Source organism: Nonomuraea sp. NPDC003214, from assembly GCF_053590035.1.
Genome location: NZ_JBSFSX010000008.1, coordinates 263,085 through 277,659 on the forward strand (window position 1 = coordinate 263,085; position 14,575 = coordinate 277,659).

Sequence of the window (14,575 nt, forward strand, 5' to 3'; positions counted from 1 at the left end):
CGTGCCGCTGCACGAGATCTTCGTCGGTCTCGGCGTGCTGGTGGCCTCGGTGGTGTTCGTCCGCGAGGCCCGCAGCCGGGGGGCGCTGAACGAGCAGTCGCTGGTGGCGGTCACCGGGGCGCTGGTCGGCGGCGCCATCGGCATGCGCCTGGCGGGCTGGCTGGAGACGCTGGACCTGCAGAGCCTCTGGCTGTACGGGTCGCGCAGCGTCCTGGGCGGATTGACCGGCGCGTACGTGGGCGTGCTCGTCGCCAAGCGGGTGATCGGCTATCGGGAGCGCACCGGTGACCTGTTCGCGCCGGCGGTGGCGCTGGGCATGGCGGTCGGGCGGATCGGCTGCCATCTGACCGAGGCCCCGGGGCGGCCGACCTCGCTGCCGTGGGGCATCCACGCGCCGGCGACGACCCCGGACTGCCCCGGCTGCCTGGCGGGGCAGGCGATGCACCCGTCGTTCGTCTACGAGATCGTCTTCCAGCTCGCCGCGTTCGCCGCCCTGGTGTGGGCGCGCAAGCGGCTGACCAGGCCGGGCGAGCTGTTCACGCTCTATCTGGCGGGCTACGCGGTGTTCCGTTTCCTGGTGGAGTTCACCCGGGTGAACGACATCCTGTGGTCCGGCCTGACCGGTCCGCAGTGCTTCCTGCTGCCCGGCCTGCTGCTGCTGGGGCTCCGGGTCGGCTACGGCTGGCGGCGCGGCTACTACGATGCCCTCTTCGACCGGAAGGTGCACCAGTGAGCACAGGCATGGAGCTGCGGGGCGACCGCATCCTCCGCTACGTCAACGCGTTCTGCCCGCACTGTCAGGAGCCCGATCTCACCCGGGTGGAGCGGCTGAGCGGCTACCTGGCGGAGCGGGACGGCCAGGTGTGGCTCGAACGCGGGTGCCGCAAGCACGGCCTGGTCAGGACGCTGTACGACGAGGACCCGGATATTCTTGCCTATCTGGAGGAATGGACCGCTCCCACCAAGCAGCACATCCCGGATGTGTCGGGCAACTTCGCCCCCGTGCCGGGCGCGTACCTGCAAGGGCTTCCGGAGATGCAGACGCAGCACACCTGCATCCTGCTGGAGGACATCGCCGAGGCGTGCAACCTGCGCTGCCCCACCTGCTTCGCCGGCAGCTCCCCCGACCTGTCCGGCATCGTGCCCGTCGCCGAGGTGCTGGCCAACGTGGACCAGCGGCTGGCCAGGGAGAACGGCAGGCTGGACGTCCTCATGCTGAGCGGCGGCGAGCCCACGCTGCACCCCGAGCTGAAGACGCTCCTGGCCGAGCTGACCGCCCGGCCCGTCACCCGCATCCTGATCAACACCAACGGCGTCCTGATCGCCCGCGACGACTCGCTGCTGGACCTGCTCACCGAGCATCGCGAGCGGGTCGAGGTCTACCTCCAGTACGACGGCTCCTCGGCCGAGTCCTCCCGCCATCACCGAGGCGGTGACCTGCGCAGGCTGAAGGCCGACGCCGTACGGAGGCTGTCGGAGCGGGAGATCTTCACCACGCTGGTGATGACCGCCGCCCTGGGCGTCAACGACGGCGAGATCGGCGACGTGATCAGGCTGGCCCTCGACACCCCGTACGTGGGCGGCGTGTCGTTGCAGCCGCAGTTCGGCTCGGGCCGGTCGGGGGCCATCGACCCGATGGACCGCCTGACCCACACCGGCGTGCTCAAGCGGCTCGGCCCGCAGACCGGCGGCCTGGTGACCTGGCGCGACCTGACCGCGCTGCCGTGCTCGCACCCGCACTGCTGCTCGGTCGGCTACCTGATCCGCGACGACTCCCGGCAGTGGCGCTCGCTGGTGGCGCTGATCGGCCACGACCGGCTCAAGGAGAACCTGGGCCTGGTCGCCAACCGCATCGCCGACTCCGAGATCCCGCGCGAGCTGCGGCTGGCCGTCCAGGAGTCGCTGCTCGGCCTGCTGTCGGAGCAGTCGTCGCTGTCGCACCCCCGGATCGGCGACCTGTGGCGCAACATCTGCGAGAACTGCGACCTCGGCGTCTCCACCCTGCTGGCGCTGGCCTCGTCCGCGCTCCCCGGCAGGCGGGCGAAGCTGCGCCGGATGCTGAGCGAGCGGGTGGTGCGGGTGACGGTCAAGCCGTTCATGGACCTGTCGACCATGATCGAGGAGCGGCTGACGCAGTGCTGCGTGCACGTGGGCACGCGGTCCGACCGTGACCAGTGCGCGCCGTTCTGCGCCGTGCAGGCGTGGCCGCAGCTCTCGGCCCAGCGGCTGTCGGCGGTGGCCGCCGAGCCGAGGGTACGGCTCCCGCTGGAGGTGATCACGTGAAGGCCGAGCCGTACGATCCGCTGAGGTTGTGCGTCTATGCCACGGTCGCGCTGCTGGCGTGGCTGTTCGGGCCGTGGGCGTTGCTGGCGTTCGCCGGGCTGGGGTTCGCGGGCTACTGGAAGGCGCGGCGGGCCGGGCTGACCCGGAGCAAGTGCCTGCTCCGGGACACCCGGCTGGTGCTGGCCTACCTGGGTCTGCTGGCGGCGCTCGCGGTGGCGGCGATCATCTTCTGGTGACGGCCGCCAGGTTCATCACGGTGACCTCGGGGCCCTTGCCCCAGTACATGATCGTGGTGGGCGAGGACGACGTTCCGCTGCCGTAGCTGGCGGACCCGTCGGGCGACACCCGGTTAACGCCGGCGATCTTGCCGGTCGCCGGGTCGTAGACCGCGACGGGCGCGACGTACTCCTTGGCCGGATCGGCGTCCCCTCTGACCGGCATGACCGAGGCGAACCGGTCGCCCAGGACCTCCCCGTGGAAGCCGAGCGACGGGAGCAGCGTGGCGTCGGAGCCGTCGAGGCCCTGCACCAGGAGCCCGCCGCCCTTGGCGTCGCCGTAGCACCACTCGGCGGCGCAGGTGAGCTTCGTGACGGAGCCGGAGGCCGGGAGCGGGGTCTTCTCGCCGGTCACCAGGTTGACCCTGCGGTCCTGGTTCTTCTGCCCGCGCTCGCCCGGCGCGTAGCCGACGGCGTACGGCCAGGAGTCCAGGTGGAGGCCGTCGGAGCCGGCGACCTTCTCGGGCTCGCCGCCGGACAGCGGCAGCCGGTGGACACCCCCGTCGCGTACGGACCAGACCAGGGCGTCCTCGGTGAGGCCGATCCGCTCCACGTTCGCCAGGTCGCCGGTGACCTCGCCGACCCGCTGGGCGGTGCCGCCCTCGCGGGGGATGATCCAGAAGTCGGCCCACTTGTCACTGTCGTTGGGCGTGGTGCCGTACCAGGCGAAGTGCCGCTCTCCCACCTCGACGTCCTGGACGAAGTAGCCCTTGACGCCTTCGGGGGCGGGCATGTCGCCCACCACCCTGGTCGTGCGGGCAGTGGTGTCGTAGATCTCCAGGCGGCCGGCCTTCTCGAAGGAGGACTCGGCGGTCAGCAGCACCTCGGTGGGGGAAATTCCGGTCACCGGGCGATATTTCCAACCATCGGGGGCCGCCGCCGGCATCGTGAACACCGCCTCCGGCCACACCTCGGCCACCGGCTTCACCTCCGCCACCCTGGGGACGGCACTGGCCACCTCCCCAGGCGACACCGTGGTCACCGCGACCGCCGGCTCCACCGAGACCCGGGGCTCCCCCCGCCACACCGCCATCGTCCCCCCGGCCACCAGCACCACCGAGGCGGCCGCCAGGGCCATGCTCACCCGCTGCCGGCGTCGCCGCGCCCGCCGCCGGGCCGCGACGGCCGCCGCCAGCCCGCCGGTCGGCGTGACGTGCCCGGCCCCGGCACGCAGGGTCCGGACCAGGTCCTCTTCGCTTCTCATCGTGCCTCCTGCAGCATTCGCTTGATCCGGAGCTTGTCCAGGGCACGCGCCGCCTGGCTGCGCACGGTGCCGCGCGAGACGCCGAGGATCGCGGCGATCTCCGCGTCGGGCAGGTCCTCGTAGTAGCGCAGCACGAGGACCACTCGCATCCTGGGCGGCAGCCGTTGCAGGTCCGCCCACAGGTCCGCGTCCTCGTAGCGGTCGAAGCGCCCCTTCTCCGGCACGACGGACACCAGTTCCTCCCGGTGCCTGCGCCGCCACGAGGTGATGTGCAGCCTGACCATGGTCGTGCGCACGTACCCCTCGGGGTCGTCCTTCTTGCGCACCCGTGACCAGGCGTCACCCAGCCTGGCCAGAGCCTCCTGGACGAGGTCCGCCGCGTCGTCCGCGTTGCCGGACAGCACGTAGCCGTACCGGAGGAGCGCGTCGCCCCGGCTCCGGACGAACTCGTCGAACTCGGTTGTGTGGTCCACGTATCCAGGGATCCTCCAGCACGCCGTACCGTTGCACGAAACGCGAAAAGCGCGCGCCCCCCGGAAGGGGACGCGCGCTTTCGAGGCGGTCTGATCAGGCGGCGTACGACGGGTAGCCGTAGCCGGCGACCTGCGAGGTGGGACGGACCCGCTCCTCGACCTTGCCGTTGCCGGTGTTGCCCTCGATCGTGGAGATCGTGCCGTCGCCGTTGTCCTTGACGACGAAGCCGACGTGGTCGATGGAGCTGATGTCCTTGCTGCCGCTCCAGGAGAAGAAGACCACGGCGCCGGGCTTGGCCTCCTGGCCCCAGCGGTCGTTGGCGGCGAACCACTTGGCGTGGGTCACGGTGTAGGCGTCCCAGCCGACCTGCGTGCGGGCGCCGGTCTGCTCGCCGACCCAGGAGACGAACATCGAGCACCAGGCGGCGTTCAGGTAGTCCTGGCGGCTGCCGCCGTCACGCTGGACGGTCTCGGCGGCGCGCTGGGAGTTGGCGTACCACTGCTGGAACTTGGTGCCACCGCCGGCGGCGTTCTCGGAGGTGCCGACCTGGGCCTTGGCGACGGCCAGGACCTGCGAGGCGGAGACGTTGACCCTGGTGTTCTGGTTCGTGGCGGCCTGCTGGGCCTGGGCGGCCTGCGGCTGGGTGTTGGCGGTGGTCGCGGTGCTGGCGTCCGCCGACACGTGGGCGCCGAAAGCGGTCGCGACGAGCGCGGCGCCGAGGACGGCCTTGGACACGTTGATCTTGGGGGTGCGGATGGGGCGCATTAAGGGTAACTCCTCGCTTCCATACCGCTTACCGGGTTAGCTGACGGGTTCGGGCGTGGAAGCTGCCCTACGGCGATGTCGGTGCCGATTCACCCCGGTGGAACACATGGGTCCCCGGTTCCGCGTGTGAGCGGATTCAGCGGTCACAGGTCGGTCCCTGTGATGGACGGTGGGTCGTGACGCCCGAGAGTCGGTCGCGTCTTACCCGCGTACAGAAATGTCCAACACACCCCTGACCTGGGTAATTCCCTCGTAACGAAATTTCCACGAAACCGGCCGCGGGCGGGGGCCCGCGGCCCGGCTACTCCGCGGGAACGTAAAGGCTGAGCGTCTCGGCGATGCACGCCGGGCGCTTCTCGCCCTCGACCTCGATGGTCATCTTGAGGTTGGACAGGTAGCCCGCCGGCGTCCCCTTGACGTCGGTCAGCTCGGCCGTGGCCCGCACCCTGGCCCCGACCGGCACCGGGCGGGGGAAGCGCACCTTGTTCAGGCCGTAGTTGACGCCCATCGCGATGCCCTCGACCCGCACCAGCTCGAACATGAACGCCGGCAGCAGCGACAGGCTCAGGTAGCCGTGCGCGATCGTGCCGCCGAACGGGCCCTCCTTGGCCCGCTCCACGTCGACGTGGATCCACTGGTGGTCGTCGGTGGCGTCGGCGAAGAGGTTGACCTGTTCCTGGGTGACGGTGCGCCACTCGGTGGGGCCGAACTTCTCGCCGACGGCAGCCTTGAGTTCCTGTACGTTCGCGAAGGTCCGCATGAGGCGGAACGCTATTGCGCCGGTGGGACCGCTGCCAAGTTCAGGACCCGGAACTTGTCCGGCTTGTCCCCCTTGGTGGCGCCCCAGTAGAAGATGGTGCTCGGTTCCGACGAGACGCCCGCCCCGTACCAGTTGCCCGGGTTGCCGAAGCTCACCATCGTGCCCGTCGCCAGGTCGTACACCGCATTGCCCGCCGCCAGGAACCGGTCCAGGATCGGGTAGCGCGCCACGCCCATGCCGATGCCGCGCGCGACCTCCCGGGGCGGCTGCGAGCCGTCGACGCGGCTGATGACCGTGCCGCGCTCCGCCCGGCCGTAACACCAGACCGGCCCGCAGCGCATGCCCTGCACGCCCGGCGGCGCCTGCACGGTGAGGCTGGAGCCGTCCTCCAGGTTCACCAGCCGGAGCTGGTTGCGGTCCAGGTCACCCGGCAGGCCGGCCACGTCGGTGGCCCAGGGCCACTGAATGAGGTGCAGGCCGTCGCTGCCGGGGACGCGCTCGGGCTCGATCCCGCCGAGCGGGTGCCGCCACACGCCGCCGTCGACCTCCGACCAGACGACGTGGTCGCCGTCCAGGCCGATCGCGTCGAGGTCGGCGTCCTGGCCCACGCGGCTGGCCACCAGCCTGGCCTCGCCGCCGGCCAGCGGGACCGTCCAGATGTCGCGGATCTGCGCGCCGTCGCCCTGCTCGCCGTACGCGAACCAGGCGACGTTCGCGCCGTCCACGGTCACGCCCTGCACGATGTACTTCTTCAGCCGGTCGTCCTTCGGCACCTCGGCGACGAGCCTGGCCTTTCCGGTACGCGCGTCGTACACCTCGAACTTGCCGGCCTTCTCGAACGACGACTCGGCGCTGAGCAGGACCTCCGTGGGGCTGATGGCGGTGATGGGGCGGTAGCGCCAGCCGTCGGAGTTCCTGGCCGGCATGGTGAACACCGCCTCCGGCCACAGCTCCGCCGCCACCGCTTCCACCGGCTCGACGGGCACCGGGGCGATCGACGCCGTGGCCGTCGCCAGCGGCTGCGGGCTCTCCTGGACGGCGGTGCCCCTGAAGACCGCCGTGCCCGTGCCCGCGACCGCCACCACGGCCGCCGCGGCCAGCAGTTGCGCCCTTCTCCTGGCGCGCCGCCGCCTGCGCAGCCGGGCGACGCCCGCCAGCAGGTCCGGCTCCGGCGCGTCCGCGGCGCCCTGCCGCAGCGCCGTGACCAGCTCGTCCTCTGTCCTCACGCCCGTCCCCTTTCGAGCATCGCCGGCCTGACCCGGAGCGTGTTGAGCCCGCGGAACGCCTGGCTTCGCACCGTTCCTCGGGAGATGCCGAGGATGTCGGCGATCTCCTGGTCGGACAGGTCCTCGTAGTAGCGCAGCACCAGCACGGCGCGTTGCCGCCGCGGCAGCGTGGCGAGCTCTCTCCAGAGCTCGCCGGTGGAGTGGACGTCGGTGTAGGAGCCCTCGGGCAGCTCGCCCGTCAGGCGCTCGCGCCGCACCTTGCGCCACCAGCTCACGTGCTGGCGGGCCATGATCGTACGGACGTACGACTCCGGATTGTCCTTGTTGCGCACACGCCGCCAGGTGTCGCTCAGCCGCAGCAGCGCCTCCTGCACCAGATCGGCGGCGTCATCGGCGTTGCCGGTGAGCACGTAGCCGTAGCGCAGGAGGGCCGGCCCGCGGGCCCGGACGAAATCCTCGAACTCCACACCACCATGACGCCCGGGGTGGGCTCGGCTGTTGCAAACTTCTTTACCCGAAATCATCGCGCACCTGTTCGAGTCCGCGCTACAGTCTTAGGTACTCGAATCGAACAAGGGTTCGGCCTGGTGAGAGGGGGTGTGTCCGGTGACGGTGCTCGCGCTCGCCCCTGCCCGGACACGCCGTAGCGCTTTCTTCCCAAATCTAAGACGGCCGCTATATCCGGCAATAGAGTCCGAGAGCGTGGACCCTGTGCGCAACCCCTACGCCCCCGGAGCCGGACAGCGTCCGCCGGAGCTCGCCGGGCGCGACCGTGAGCTGCAGCAGTTCGAGGTCGTGCTGGAGCGGGTGGCCCGCGGCCGTCCCGAGCGCAGCATGGTCGTCACCGGCCTGCGCGGCGTCGGCAAGACCGTGCTCCTCAACACCTTCAAGTCCATGGCGATGCAGCGGCTGTGGGGCACGGGCAAGATCGAGGCCCGCCCCGACCAGTCGATCCGCCGTCCCGTCGCCGCCGCCCTGCACATGGCGATCCGCGAGCTGGCCCCGCGCCACCGCGCGCCCGAGCGCATCGAGGAGTTCCTGGGCGTGCTCAAGGCGTTCGCGATGCGCGACCCGGCCGCCGCCAAGGGCACCTCGCACTGGTCGCCCGGCATCGAGGTGCCGGCCAGCCGGGGCCGGGCCGACTCCGGCGACCTGGAGATCGACCTGACCGAGCTGTTCGTCGACGCCGCCGGCGTGGCCACCGACCTGGGCGTCGGCATCGCCCTGTTCATCGACGAGATGCAGGACGTGCAGGCCGCCGACGTCTCGGCGCTCTGCGCCGCCTGCCACGAGCTGTCGCAGTCCGGCGGCCCGCTCATCGTGGTCGGGGCCGGGCTGCCGCACCTGCCGAGCGTCCTGTCGGCCAGCAAGAGCTACAGCGAGCGGCTGTTCCGCTACGCGCGCATCGACAAGCTCGACCGGGAGGCCGCCGACCTGGCGCTCATCCTGCCCGCGCGCGAGGAGCAGGTCGAGTTCACCCAGGAGGCGCTCGACGCCCTCTACGAGGCGGCCGACGGCTACCCCTACTTCGTCCAGGCCTACGGCAAGGTGGCCTGGGACCTGGCGCTGCGCAGCCCGATCACGCTCGACGACGTCAAGGTGTCGGCCCCGGAGGCGGAGGAGGAGCTGGCCGTGGGCTTCTTCGGCAGCCGCTACGAGCGCGCCACCCCCGCCGAGCGCGACTACATGCACGCCATGGCGGAGATCGGCGACGAGCCGGTGCCCACCGCCGAGGTCGCCGAGGCGCTGGGCCGCAAGCCCTCCAGCCTCTCCCCTGCCCGCGACAGCCTCATCAAGAAGGGCCTGATTTACAGTGCCGAGCGCGGCCTGATCGCGTTCACGGTGCCGCATTTCGGGAGGTTCCTGCGTGCCCAACCGGTGTGAGCACCGCCCCTAGCCCTCTATTGGGCTGTCTAGTGGGGAAGCTAGACAGCCCAATAGAGTTCAATCGAGCGCTCTATAAGGCTGTCTACCGTCAGGCCGATACGGTCGTATATTCCGGCAGAGACTCCGCACTCACCACCGCGACCCGCACCGCGGGCCGCCGCCCCGCCAGGTGCACGGCGAAGACCACGTCGTCCCGCTCGTGGTTCTGGAAGGCGAAGAAGCGCCAGCACAGCTCCCGCCAGCTGTCATAGGGCTCGGTGGTCGCCAGTTGCGCCGCGTGGGCCCGCCACGTGCCGCTCGACTTGAGCCGCGCCAGCGACACCCCCTCCTGCGGGCCGCGCCGCTGCTCGCACGGGGCCCGGTGCCGGGCCCGGTCGACCAGCTCGTCGATCTCCGGCGACAGCACCGCCAGCACCGCCGCCCCGGCCAGCGTGAACCCCCAGGACGGCTCGGCGAACGCCGTCCAGCCCGGCGTCCCGGCCCACACCGCCATGAGCGCCATCCCGGTCAGCACCACGGTCCGGCCGATCGACCGCAGCCCGACCGGCGCCGAGCTCACCTCGCCGAAGCAGCCGCAGCCGGCATCCGGCCGGCGCCTGCGCAGCTCCAGCAGCACATACGTGGACAGCGCGAAGAACGTGACCGTCCCCCACCGGAACAGCGGGTGCGCCGAGACCAGCAGCCCGGCGGCGAGCACCAGCTCGACGACGCCGCACAGCAGCAGGGCCGGTTGCTGGAACCGGCCCGGCATCAGGACCGCCGGGCCCAGCCGGGCCAGCTCCCCCGGCTCCCGGCCCGACCGGACGACGGAGAACTTGGCCACCGTCCCCAGGACGAGCAGGACGATCAGGACAGGCACCTGTGAAGCCAGCACGTGTGTCACCCCAATCCGATCTGCGCGTTGAAACACCCGTTCACCAGGTCCCCGCCCAGCTCCACGTAGCTGGCCGGGGAGAGCTCGGTGATCCGGCCGCGTGGCGAGGTGCCGCACTCGACACACCGGTCGCAGAAGCGCCCGGCCACGCACCCGCACGCGACGATCGGCACGACCGCCGACCGGTTCGCGCACACGTTCTGGATCTGCAGCAGCGAGCCGATCGCCAGGTACGGCAGCGCCGCGCACGACACGCCCGCGTCGGGGCAGCCCGCGTCCGAGCGTTCCACCATCGGGTACGCGGCGCCGCGCTCCTCGCCGTCGAACACGTCGGACCAGGTGATGGTGCCCGCGATGCGCGCCTGGGCGCCGGCGTAGGACGGCGGTGGCGGCGGCACGGCCCGCGCCGGGTAGGCGGGCTGCGACGTGGCGGGCAGCAGCGCCAGCGTGGCGCCGTCCTTCCTGACCCCGATCGCGTCGAACAGGTAACCGGGCTCGAACTGGGGGTGGCGCACCCGCAGCCGGCCCGTGGCGCGGTAGGGGATCACGATCGTGCGGCGGCCCCGGTGCGGGCCGCAGTCGAGCTCCACAGTGATGTCCTTGCGGCCTTCGATCGACACGATGGTGCCGGTCAGGCGTACGGTGTCGGCCCAGATCCGCTCGACGACCTTGCCTTCGCGCAACGCCCTCATCAGCACGGTGGCCCGTACCGGAAGGTCGGCCGGGGCGACGTCGCCGCCGTGCCACGCGGTCGCCCACGGCGCGATGACCAGGCGCTCCTGCCTCCCGTCCGGGGTCTCGACGGCGATCATGTGCGGGCTCACGTCGAGGATCTCGCCGGTGACCGCGCGCAGGGGCTCGCCGCCCTCCGGCCCCGGGCCCGGCGTCGTCGCCTCGCGCCCCAGCGCCGCCGCTGCCAGCACCCGGCGACGCTCAACATCAGGAAAGCCCATCCGCCCCTCCCTCGTCCCGGGTACCAGAGTCACACGCATGCGGCTGGGCCAGGGCCTTCCACCGCACACGGGAGCAAAATACGCATCCCCCGGGGAAGGAGATGACATCCGGCGTCATACAAACTGCCACCGACCTTGACTGACCTTTATCCACGGCGGGCCGAATCCTGAATTGCGGTTCTGCCTGAATGCGGCCTCGGGCTGGGATTCTGGCCGGGATGCAGAGATTCGACGAGGAGTTCCGCGAGTACGTGATGACGCGCGGCCCTGCGCTGCTGCGTGCCGCCAAGCAGCTGACCGGACACCCTCTGGATGCGGAGGATCTCCTGCAGAGCGCACTGACCAAGACATACCTCGCATGGGACCGCATCCAGGACCGGGGGGCGCTCGACGGGTACGTGCGTCGGGCGATGGTCAACATCAACATCTCCCAGTGGCGACGGCGCAAGCTGGAAGAGTACCCGTCCGACGAGTTGCCCGAGGTGGTTACGCCGGTAGAAGCCTGCGGCGACGTGCACGAGCGGCTCGAACTGGCCCTGCAGAAGCTGCCCGAGCGGATGCGGGCGGCCATCGTGCTGCGCTACTACGAGGACATGACCGAGCCGGAGATCGCCAGCGCGCTGGGGATCAGCGTCGGCACGGTGAAGAGCACGGTGTCGCGGGGCATGGCCAAGCTCAGGAGTGAACTGGGTCTGCCCCGGCCGTAGCGCAGGGCCGTACGACCTGCCGGATCTTGCGCAGCGTGGCCAGGAACGTCTCCAGCTCGGCGGAGCTCAGCAGGCCGGTCAGGCACTCGTCGATGTCCTCCAGGTGGCGGGGCAGCACCTCTTCCAGTTTGTCGCGGCCGGGCCCGGTGAGCGTGGCGTAGGAGGCGCGCCGATCGGTGGCGCACGCCTCGCGGGAGACCAGGCCGTCACGTTCCAAACGGTCGATCACGCGGGTCACGCCACTCGTGGACAGGCCGGTCTGCGCGGCCAGATCGGTCATCCGGAGCTGCTGACGCGGCGAACGCCCCAGCCTGACCAGGGTCTCGAAGTCGACGTCCGACAGCCCGGCCGCGCTGAACACCGGCTGCATCCTGGCCGTCAGCCCGGCATGCACCTCCGCCAGCAGGCCCATGGCCGTCAGCCTGGGGTCGTCAATGTTCGTCACGCTCATACCCTAACGGACGTTGGTTGACGCGCGGAATATTCCTCGTGTAGAAATTTGTTGGCGCAAACGTCCGCACAACAAGCTCCATCGGAGGGAACCCCATGAGCACCCGCACCTGGAACGGCCTGACCGTCCCCGCCGCCGGCACCTACACGCTCGACGTCGCCCACACCACCATCGGCTTCGTCGTCAAGCACATGATGGTCAGCAAGGTACGCGGCAGCTTCTCCAACTTCTCCGGCTCCGTCACGGTCGCCGAGAACCCGCTGGACTCGTCCGCCGAGCTCACGATCAAGACCGAGAGCATCTCCACCGGCGTGGCCGACCGCGACGGCCACCTGCGCAGCGACGACTTCCTCGCCGTGGACAAGTTCCCGGAGATCACCTTCAAGAGCACCCGCGTCACCGACCACTCGGGCGACGAGTTCACCGTCGTCGGCGACCTCACGATCCGCGAGGTCACCAAGGAGGTCGAGCTCACGGTCGAGTACGGCGGCGCCGGCACCAACCCGTGGGGCCAGGCCGTCTGGGGCTTCTCCATCAACACCGAGTTCGACCGCGAGGACTTCGGCCTCACCTGGAACCAGGCCCTGGAGACGGGCGGCGTCCTGGTCGGCAAGAAGATCAAGGTCGAGATCGAGGGCGAGGCCAACCCGGCGGCTGCCGCCTAGGTTGTCCACAGCGGGGGTTATCCACAGCCCAGAGCCCGCTCCTGACCAGGAGCGGGCTTTGTCCACAGCCGGTTACCCACAGGGTGTGGACAACTCGTTGGACACTGATTGGACAGCGGCGAGGCGGCCGCGTCGGGACGCGTGACGGGAACCGCTTTGCCGCACTGCCAGAAGGCCGGTACGCTGTCCTGAGCCAACGTGGCTACCAGGAGGATTCGCCTAGTCAGGTCTATGGCGCCGCACTGCTAATGCGGTTTGGTGGCAACACCATCCGGGGTTCAAATCCCCGATCCTCCGCAGGTTGAAGGCCCTTCCCCGATCGTGGGGGAAGGGCCTTTTTCATTTGTGGGCTGCAGTCCGGGTTGCGGTTGGCTCCGGGCGGTGCAGCCAGGTGGCCCAGCGCCAGAGCCACTCCAGGGGCCCCTGGCGGTAGTGGCGTAGCCAGAGGGCGCTGAACAGCCACTGGGTCAGGAGGATGGCCCCGGCGGTCCAGTACGCCGTCTCCAAGGACCGGCCGATCGGCAGGCCGAGGACACGACTGGCCGCCAGTACGAGGAGTGTGGCGGTCAGGTAGTTGGTCAGCGCCATCCGGCCCAGTGGCGCGAAGACGAACTGCAGCACCGGTCGCAGCGGCGTTCGGAGCAGGAGCAGCAGGCCGCACACGTACACGCCGACGAGCAGCAGGTCGGCGAGGCTCGTCACGGAGGGCAGGTGCGTCGTGGCGCCCACGGCCCGCAGGTCGGCCTTCGCCCACAGGGCGGCAGCCAGTGCCGCAGCGAAGAGGAGGCCCAGCAGGAGCGGCCCTCGGGTGGACTGCTCGATTCGCTCGATCACCCCGTAACGGACCAGGGCCGAGCCCAGCACGAACAGCCCGGCGATCAGCAGGGGCCCGCCCATGCCGAAGATCATCGCTGCCGGGATTAGCGCGGCGGCGAGGCCGGCCAGGACCCACCGCGGCAGCCAGGTCGAGGGCAGCAGCACCAGCATGCCGACGATGGCGTAGATGGTGAGGATCTCGCCCGGCCAGAGCAGCATGTGTACGAGACCGATCGCGAGCAACGCCAGCAGCCGGCGCAGCAGGACCAGGCGGGGGCGGAGGGCGCGGTTCGCGGCGGAGTTCAGCAGCAGCGCGAACCCGATGCCGAACAGCAGCGAGAAGATCGGCAACCCCAGCCAGGGGTCCCAGTCGCCCATGGGCTGCACCACGACGGCGGAGGCGCCGGTGGCTATGAGTTGGATGTTGGCGAGCAGGATCTCGCACAGCGCGAACCCGCGCAGCACGTCGAGCGCGATGATCCGGGGCCGCCCCAGGGACGGGAGGCGGTGGCTGGACGGGGCCTCGGGGAGGTCTTCGCGTGGCATGGGGCCTCATCCTGTACGGCCTCCCGGGGGACGGCACCGGTCCAAAGCAGGGTCCGGTGGGCCCGGGATCCTCCTTTCGGCCGGTTCGATGAGGACGAGGCAGCGCCGGCCAGGTCAGCCGCTCGCTGAAAGGCGTTGCCGGGCCGCCTCCCACGGCCGCATCCCGCCGTCTTCGCCGGCGTCCTCCTCGTACCAGCCCGTCCCCGAAAGCCACGTCTCCAGCCAGCCGGCCAGCCCTTCGGCGTCGACGTACCACGCCTGGGACCACTCGTCGTCGACGCCGTTCGGCTCGAAGAGCAGCACGGCGCCCTCGGCGCTGCGGCAGTCCACGGCGGCGAACATGCCGCACCCCCAGTCGAGGACCGGCAGGACGTCCGCAGGCCAGTGCGGGGTCCCGTCCTCAGAGTCGGCGCGTTCCTCGCGGTAGACACTGACTGCGGTACGGCCTTCGCCCACGAGCGGAAGGAGCTGGTAGTCGGGGCCGAAGCCGCCGTTGGCCACCTCGCGGTAGAGCCGGACGAGCAGAGGAGGAAGGCTGAACCCCAGAACGCTCTCCGCCTGCGCCACCTCCTCGGCCGTGGCAGGGGAAGGTAGCTGCTGCTCCGCGGTCGCGTACGCCTTCGCCCGCACCCGCTGAAGAAGATCGTCCAGGTTCGTCACGGCGATGATGCTGCCATCCGGCCCCGACA

Annotated in this window: 17 protein-coding genes, 1 tRNA gene and 1 riboswitch; of the genes, 7 read left to right on the plus strand and 11 right to left on the minus strand. The window is 70.6% G+C overall.

Going from position 1 to position 14,575, the window contains the following annotated elements; all coding sequences use genetic code 11:
• The first annotated feature begins 1 nt into the window (after nt 1).
• Genes ACWDXC_RS26185 through ACWDXC_RS26195 form a run of 3 tightly spaced genes read left to right on the plus strand, consistent with a single transcriptional unit; the run spans nt 2 to nt 2,519 of the window.
• Nucleotides 2-733 (plus strand): prolipoprotein diacylglyceryl transferase, encoded by a 732-nt coding sequence (locus tag ACWDXC_RS26185; RefSeq protein ID WP_364168252.1) that lies wholly within the window; start codon nt 2-4, stop codon nt 731-733.
• Nucleotides 730-2,283 (plus strand): radical SAM protein, encoded by a 1,554-nt coding sequence (locus ACWDXC_RS26190; RefSeq protein ID WP_449986210.1) that lies wholly within the window; start codon nt 730-732, stop codon nt 2,281-2,283. The genes ACWDXC_RS26185 and ACWDXC_RS26190 overlap by 4 nt, the downstream gene beginning before the upstream one ends.
• Entirely contained in the window at nt 2,280-2,519 is a 240-nt protein-coding gene (locus tag ACWDXC_RS26195; protein WP_219498780.1) for a hypothetical protein, read from the plus strand. Before ACWDXC_RS26190 ends, ACWDXC_RS26195 begins: the two co-directional genes overlap by 4 nt.
• On the opposite strand, the gene ACWDXC_RS26200 is transcribed toward ACWDXC_RS26195, so the two are convergent.
• The 6 genes from ACWDXC_RS26200 to ACWDXC_RS26225 form a co-directional block, all read right to left on the minus strand.
• The gene (locus ACWDXC_RS26200) at nt 2,506-3,762 is read right to left on the minus strand and encodes a hypothetical protein (protein ID WP_449986212.1); all 1,257 of its coding nucleotides are present in this window, start codon (nt 3,760-3,762) and stop codon (nt 2,506-2,508) included. The genes ACWDXC_RS26195 and ACWDXC_RS26200 overlap by 14 nt on opposite strands.
• Nucleotides 3,759-4,235, minus strand: coding sequence for a SigE family RNA polymerase sigma factor (locus tag ACWDXC_RS26205; protein ID WP_219498776.1), 477 nt, complete (start codon nt 4,233-4,235; stop codon nt 3,759-3,761). Before ACWDXC_RS26205 ends, ACWDXC_RS26200 begins: the two co-directional genes overlap by 4 nt.
• Before the next feature lie 94 nt (nt 4,236-4,329).
• A complete protein-coding gene (locus tag ACWDXC_RS26210; protein WP_449986214.1) occupies nt 4,330-5,001 on the minus strand; it encodes a CHAP domain-containing protein in 672 nt (223 codons plus the stop codon).
• Nucleotides 5,002-5,011: 10 nt separating this feature from the next.
• Nucleotides 5,012-5,153: riboswitch (cyclic di-AMP (ydaO/yuaA leader) on the minus strand.
• 149 nt (nt 5,154-5,302) lie between these two features.
• The gene (locus ACWDXC_RS26215) at nt 5,303-5,761 is read right to left on the minus strand and encodes a MaoC family dehydratase (RefSeq protein ID WP_364168259.1); all 459 of its coding nucleotides are present in this window, start codon (nt 5,759-5,761) and stop codon (nt 5,303-5,305) included.
• Between the two features lie 11 nt (nt 5,762-5,772).
• Nucleotides 5,773-6,987, minus strand: coding sequence for a hypothetical protein (locus ACWDXC_RS26220; protein ID WP_449986215.1), 1,215 nt, complete (start codon nt 6,985-6,987; stop codon nt 5,773-5,775).
• Nucleotides 6,984-7,454, minus strand: coding sequence for a SigE family RNA polymerase sigma factor (locus ACWDXC_RS26225; RefSeq protein ID WP_449986217.1), 471 nt, complete (start codon nt 7,452-7,454; stop codon nt 6,984-6,986). The genes ACWDXC_RS26220 and ACWDXC_RS26225 overlap by 4 nt, the downstream gene beginning before the upstream one ends.
• Before the next feature lie 235 nt (nt 7,455-7,689).
• Between ACWDXC_RS26225 and ACWDXC_RS26230 the strand changes: the two genes are divergently transcribed.
• Entirely contained in the window at nt 7,690-8,871 is a 1,182-nt protein-coding gene (locus ACWDXC_RS26230) for an ATP-binding protein (RefSeq protein ID WP_219498763.1), read from the plus strand.
• Between the two features lie 91 nt (nt 8,872-8,962).
• On the opposite strand, the gene ACWDXC_RS26235 is transcribed toward ACWDXC_RS26230, so the two are convergent.
• Nucleotides 8,963-9,748, minus strand: a complete 786-nt coding sequence (locus ACWDXC_RS26235; protein WP_449986219.1) for a MauE/DoxX family redox-associated membrane protein — start codon at nt 9,746-9,748, stop codon at nt 8,963-8,965.
• A gap of 5 nt (nt 9,749-9,753) precedes the next feature.
• On the minus strand, nt 9,754-10,701 hold the full coding sequence (locus ACWDXC_RS26240; RefSeq protein ID WP_449986220.1) for a hypothetical protein: 948 nt from the start codon (nt 10,699-10,701) through the stop codon (nt 9,754-9,756).
• A 218-nt stretch (nt 10,702-10,919) separates the two neighbouring features.
• Here ACWDXC_RS26240 and ACWDXC_RS26245 point away from each other — a divergent pair, with 218 nt between their 5' ends.
• Nucleotides 10,920-11,408: a SigE family RNA polymerase sigma factor gene (locus tag ACWDXC_RS26245; RefSeq protein ID WP_449986221.1), complete on the plus strand. Its 489-nt coding sequence runs from the start codon at nt 10,920-10,922 to the stop codon at nt 11,406-11,408.
• Here ACWDXC_RS26245 and ACWDXC_RS26250 read toward each other — a convergent pair.
• Nucleotides 11,377-11,859: a MarR family winged helix-turn-helix transcriptional regulator gene (locus tag ACWDXC_RS26250; protein WP_449986222.1), complete on the minus strand. Its 483-nt coding sequence runs from the start codon at nt 11,857-11,859 to the stop codon at nt 11,377-11,379. The two genes, ACWDXC_RS26245 and ACWDXC_RS26250, sit on opposite strands and share 32 nt — an antisense overlap.
• Nucleotides 11,860-11,954: 95 nt before the next feature.
• On the opposite strand from ACWDXC_RS26250, the gene ACWDXC_RS26255 reads away from it, so the two are divergent.
• Both ACWDXC_RS26255 and ACWDXC_RS26260 read left to right on the plus strand, forming a co-directional pair.
• Nucleotides 11,955-12,524 carry a YceI family protein gene (locus tag ACWDXC_RS26255; RefSeq protein ID WP_449986223.1) on the plus strand — a complete coding sequence of 190 codons (570 nt, stop codon included), beginning with the start codon at nt 11,955-11,957 and terminating at the stop codon, nt 12,522-12,524.
• Between the two features lie 208 nt (nt 12,525-12,732).
• A tRNA-Ser gene (locus ACWDXC_RS26260) sits at nt 12,733-12,821 on the plus strand.
• A 42-nt stretch (nt 12,822-12,863) separates the two neighbouring features.
• On the opposite strand, the gene ACWDXC_RS26265 is transcribed toward ACWDXC_RS26260, so the two are convergent.
• Entirely contained in the window at nt 12,864-13,886 is a 1,023-nt protein-coding gene (locus ACWDXC_RS26265) for a DUF418 domain-containing protein (protein ID WP_449986224.1), read from the minus strand.
• A gap of 114 nt (nt 13,887-14,000) precedes the next feature.
• Nucleotides 14,001-14,546 (minus strand): SMI1/KNR4 family protein, encoded by a 546-nt coding sequence (locus ACWDXC_RS26270; RefSeq protein WP_449986225.1) that lies wholly within the window; start codon nt 14,544-14,546, stop codon nt 14,001-14,003.
• Between the last annotated feature and the right edge of the window lie 29 nt (nt 14,547-14,575).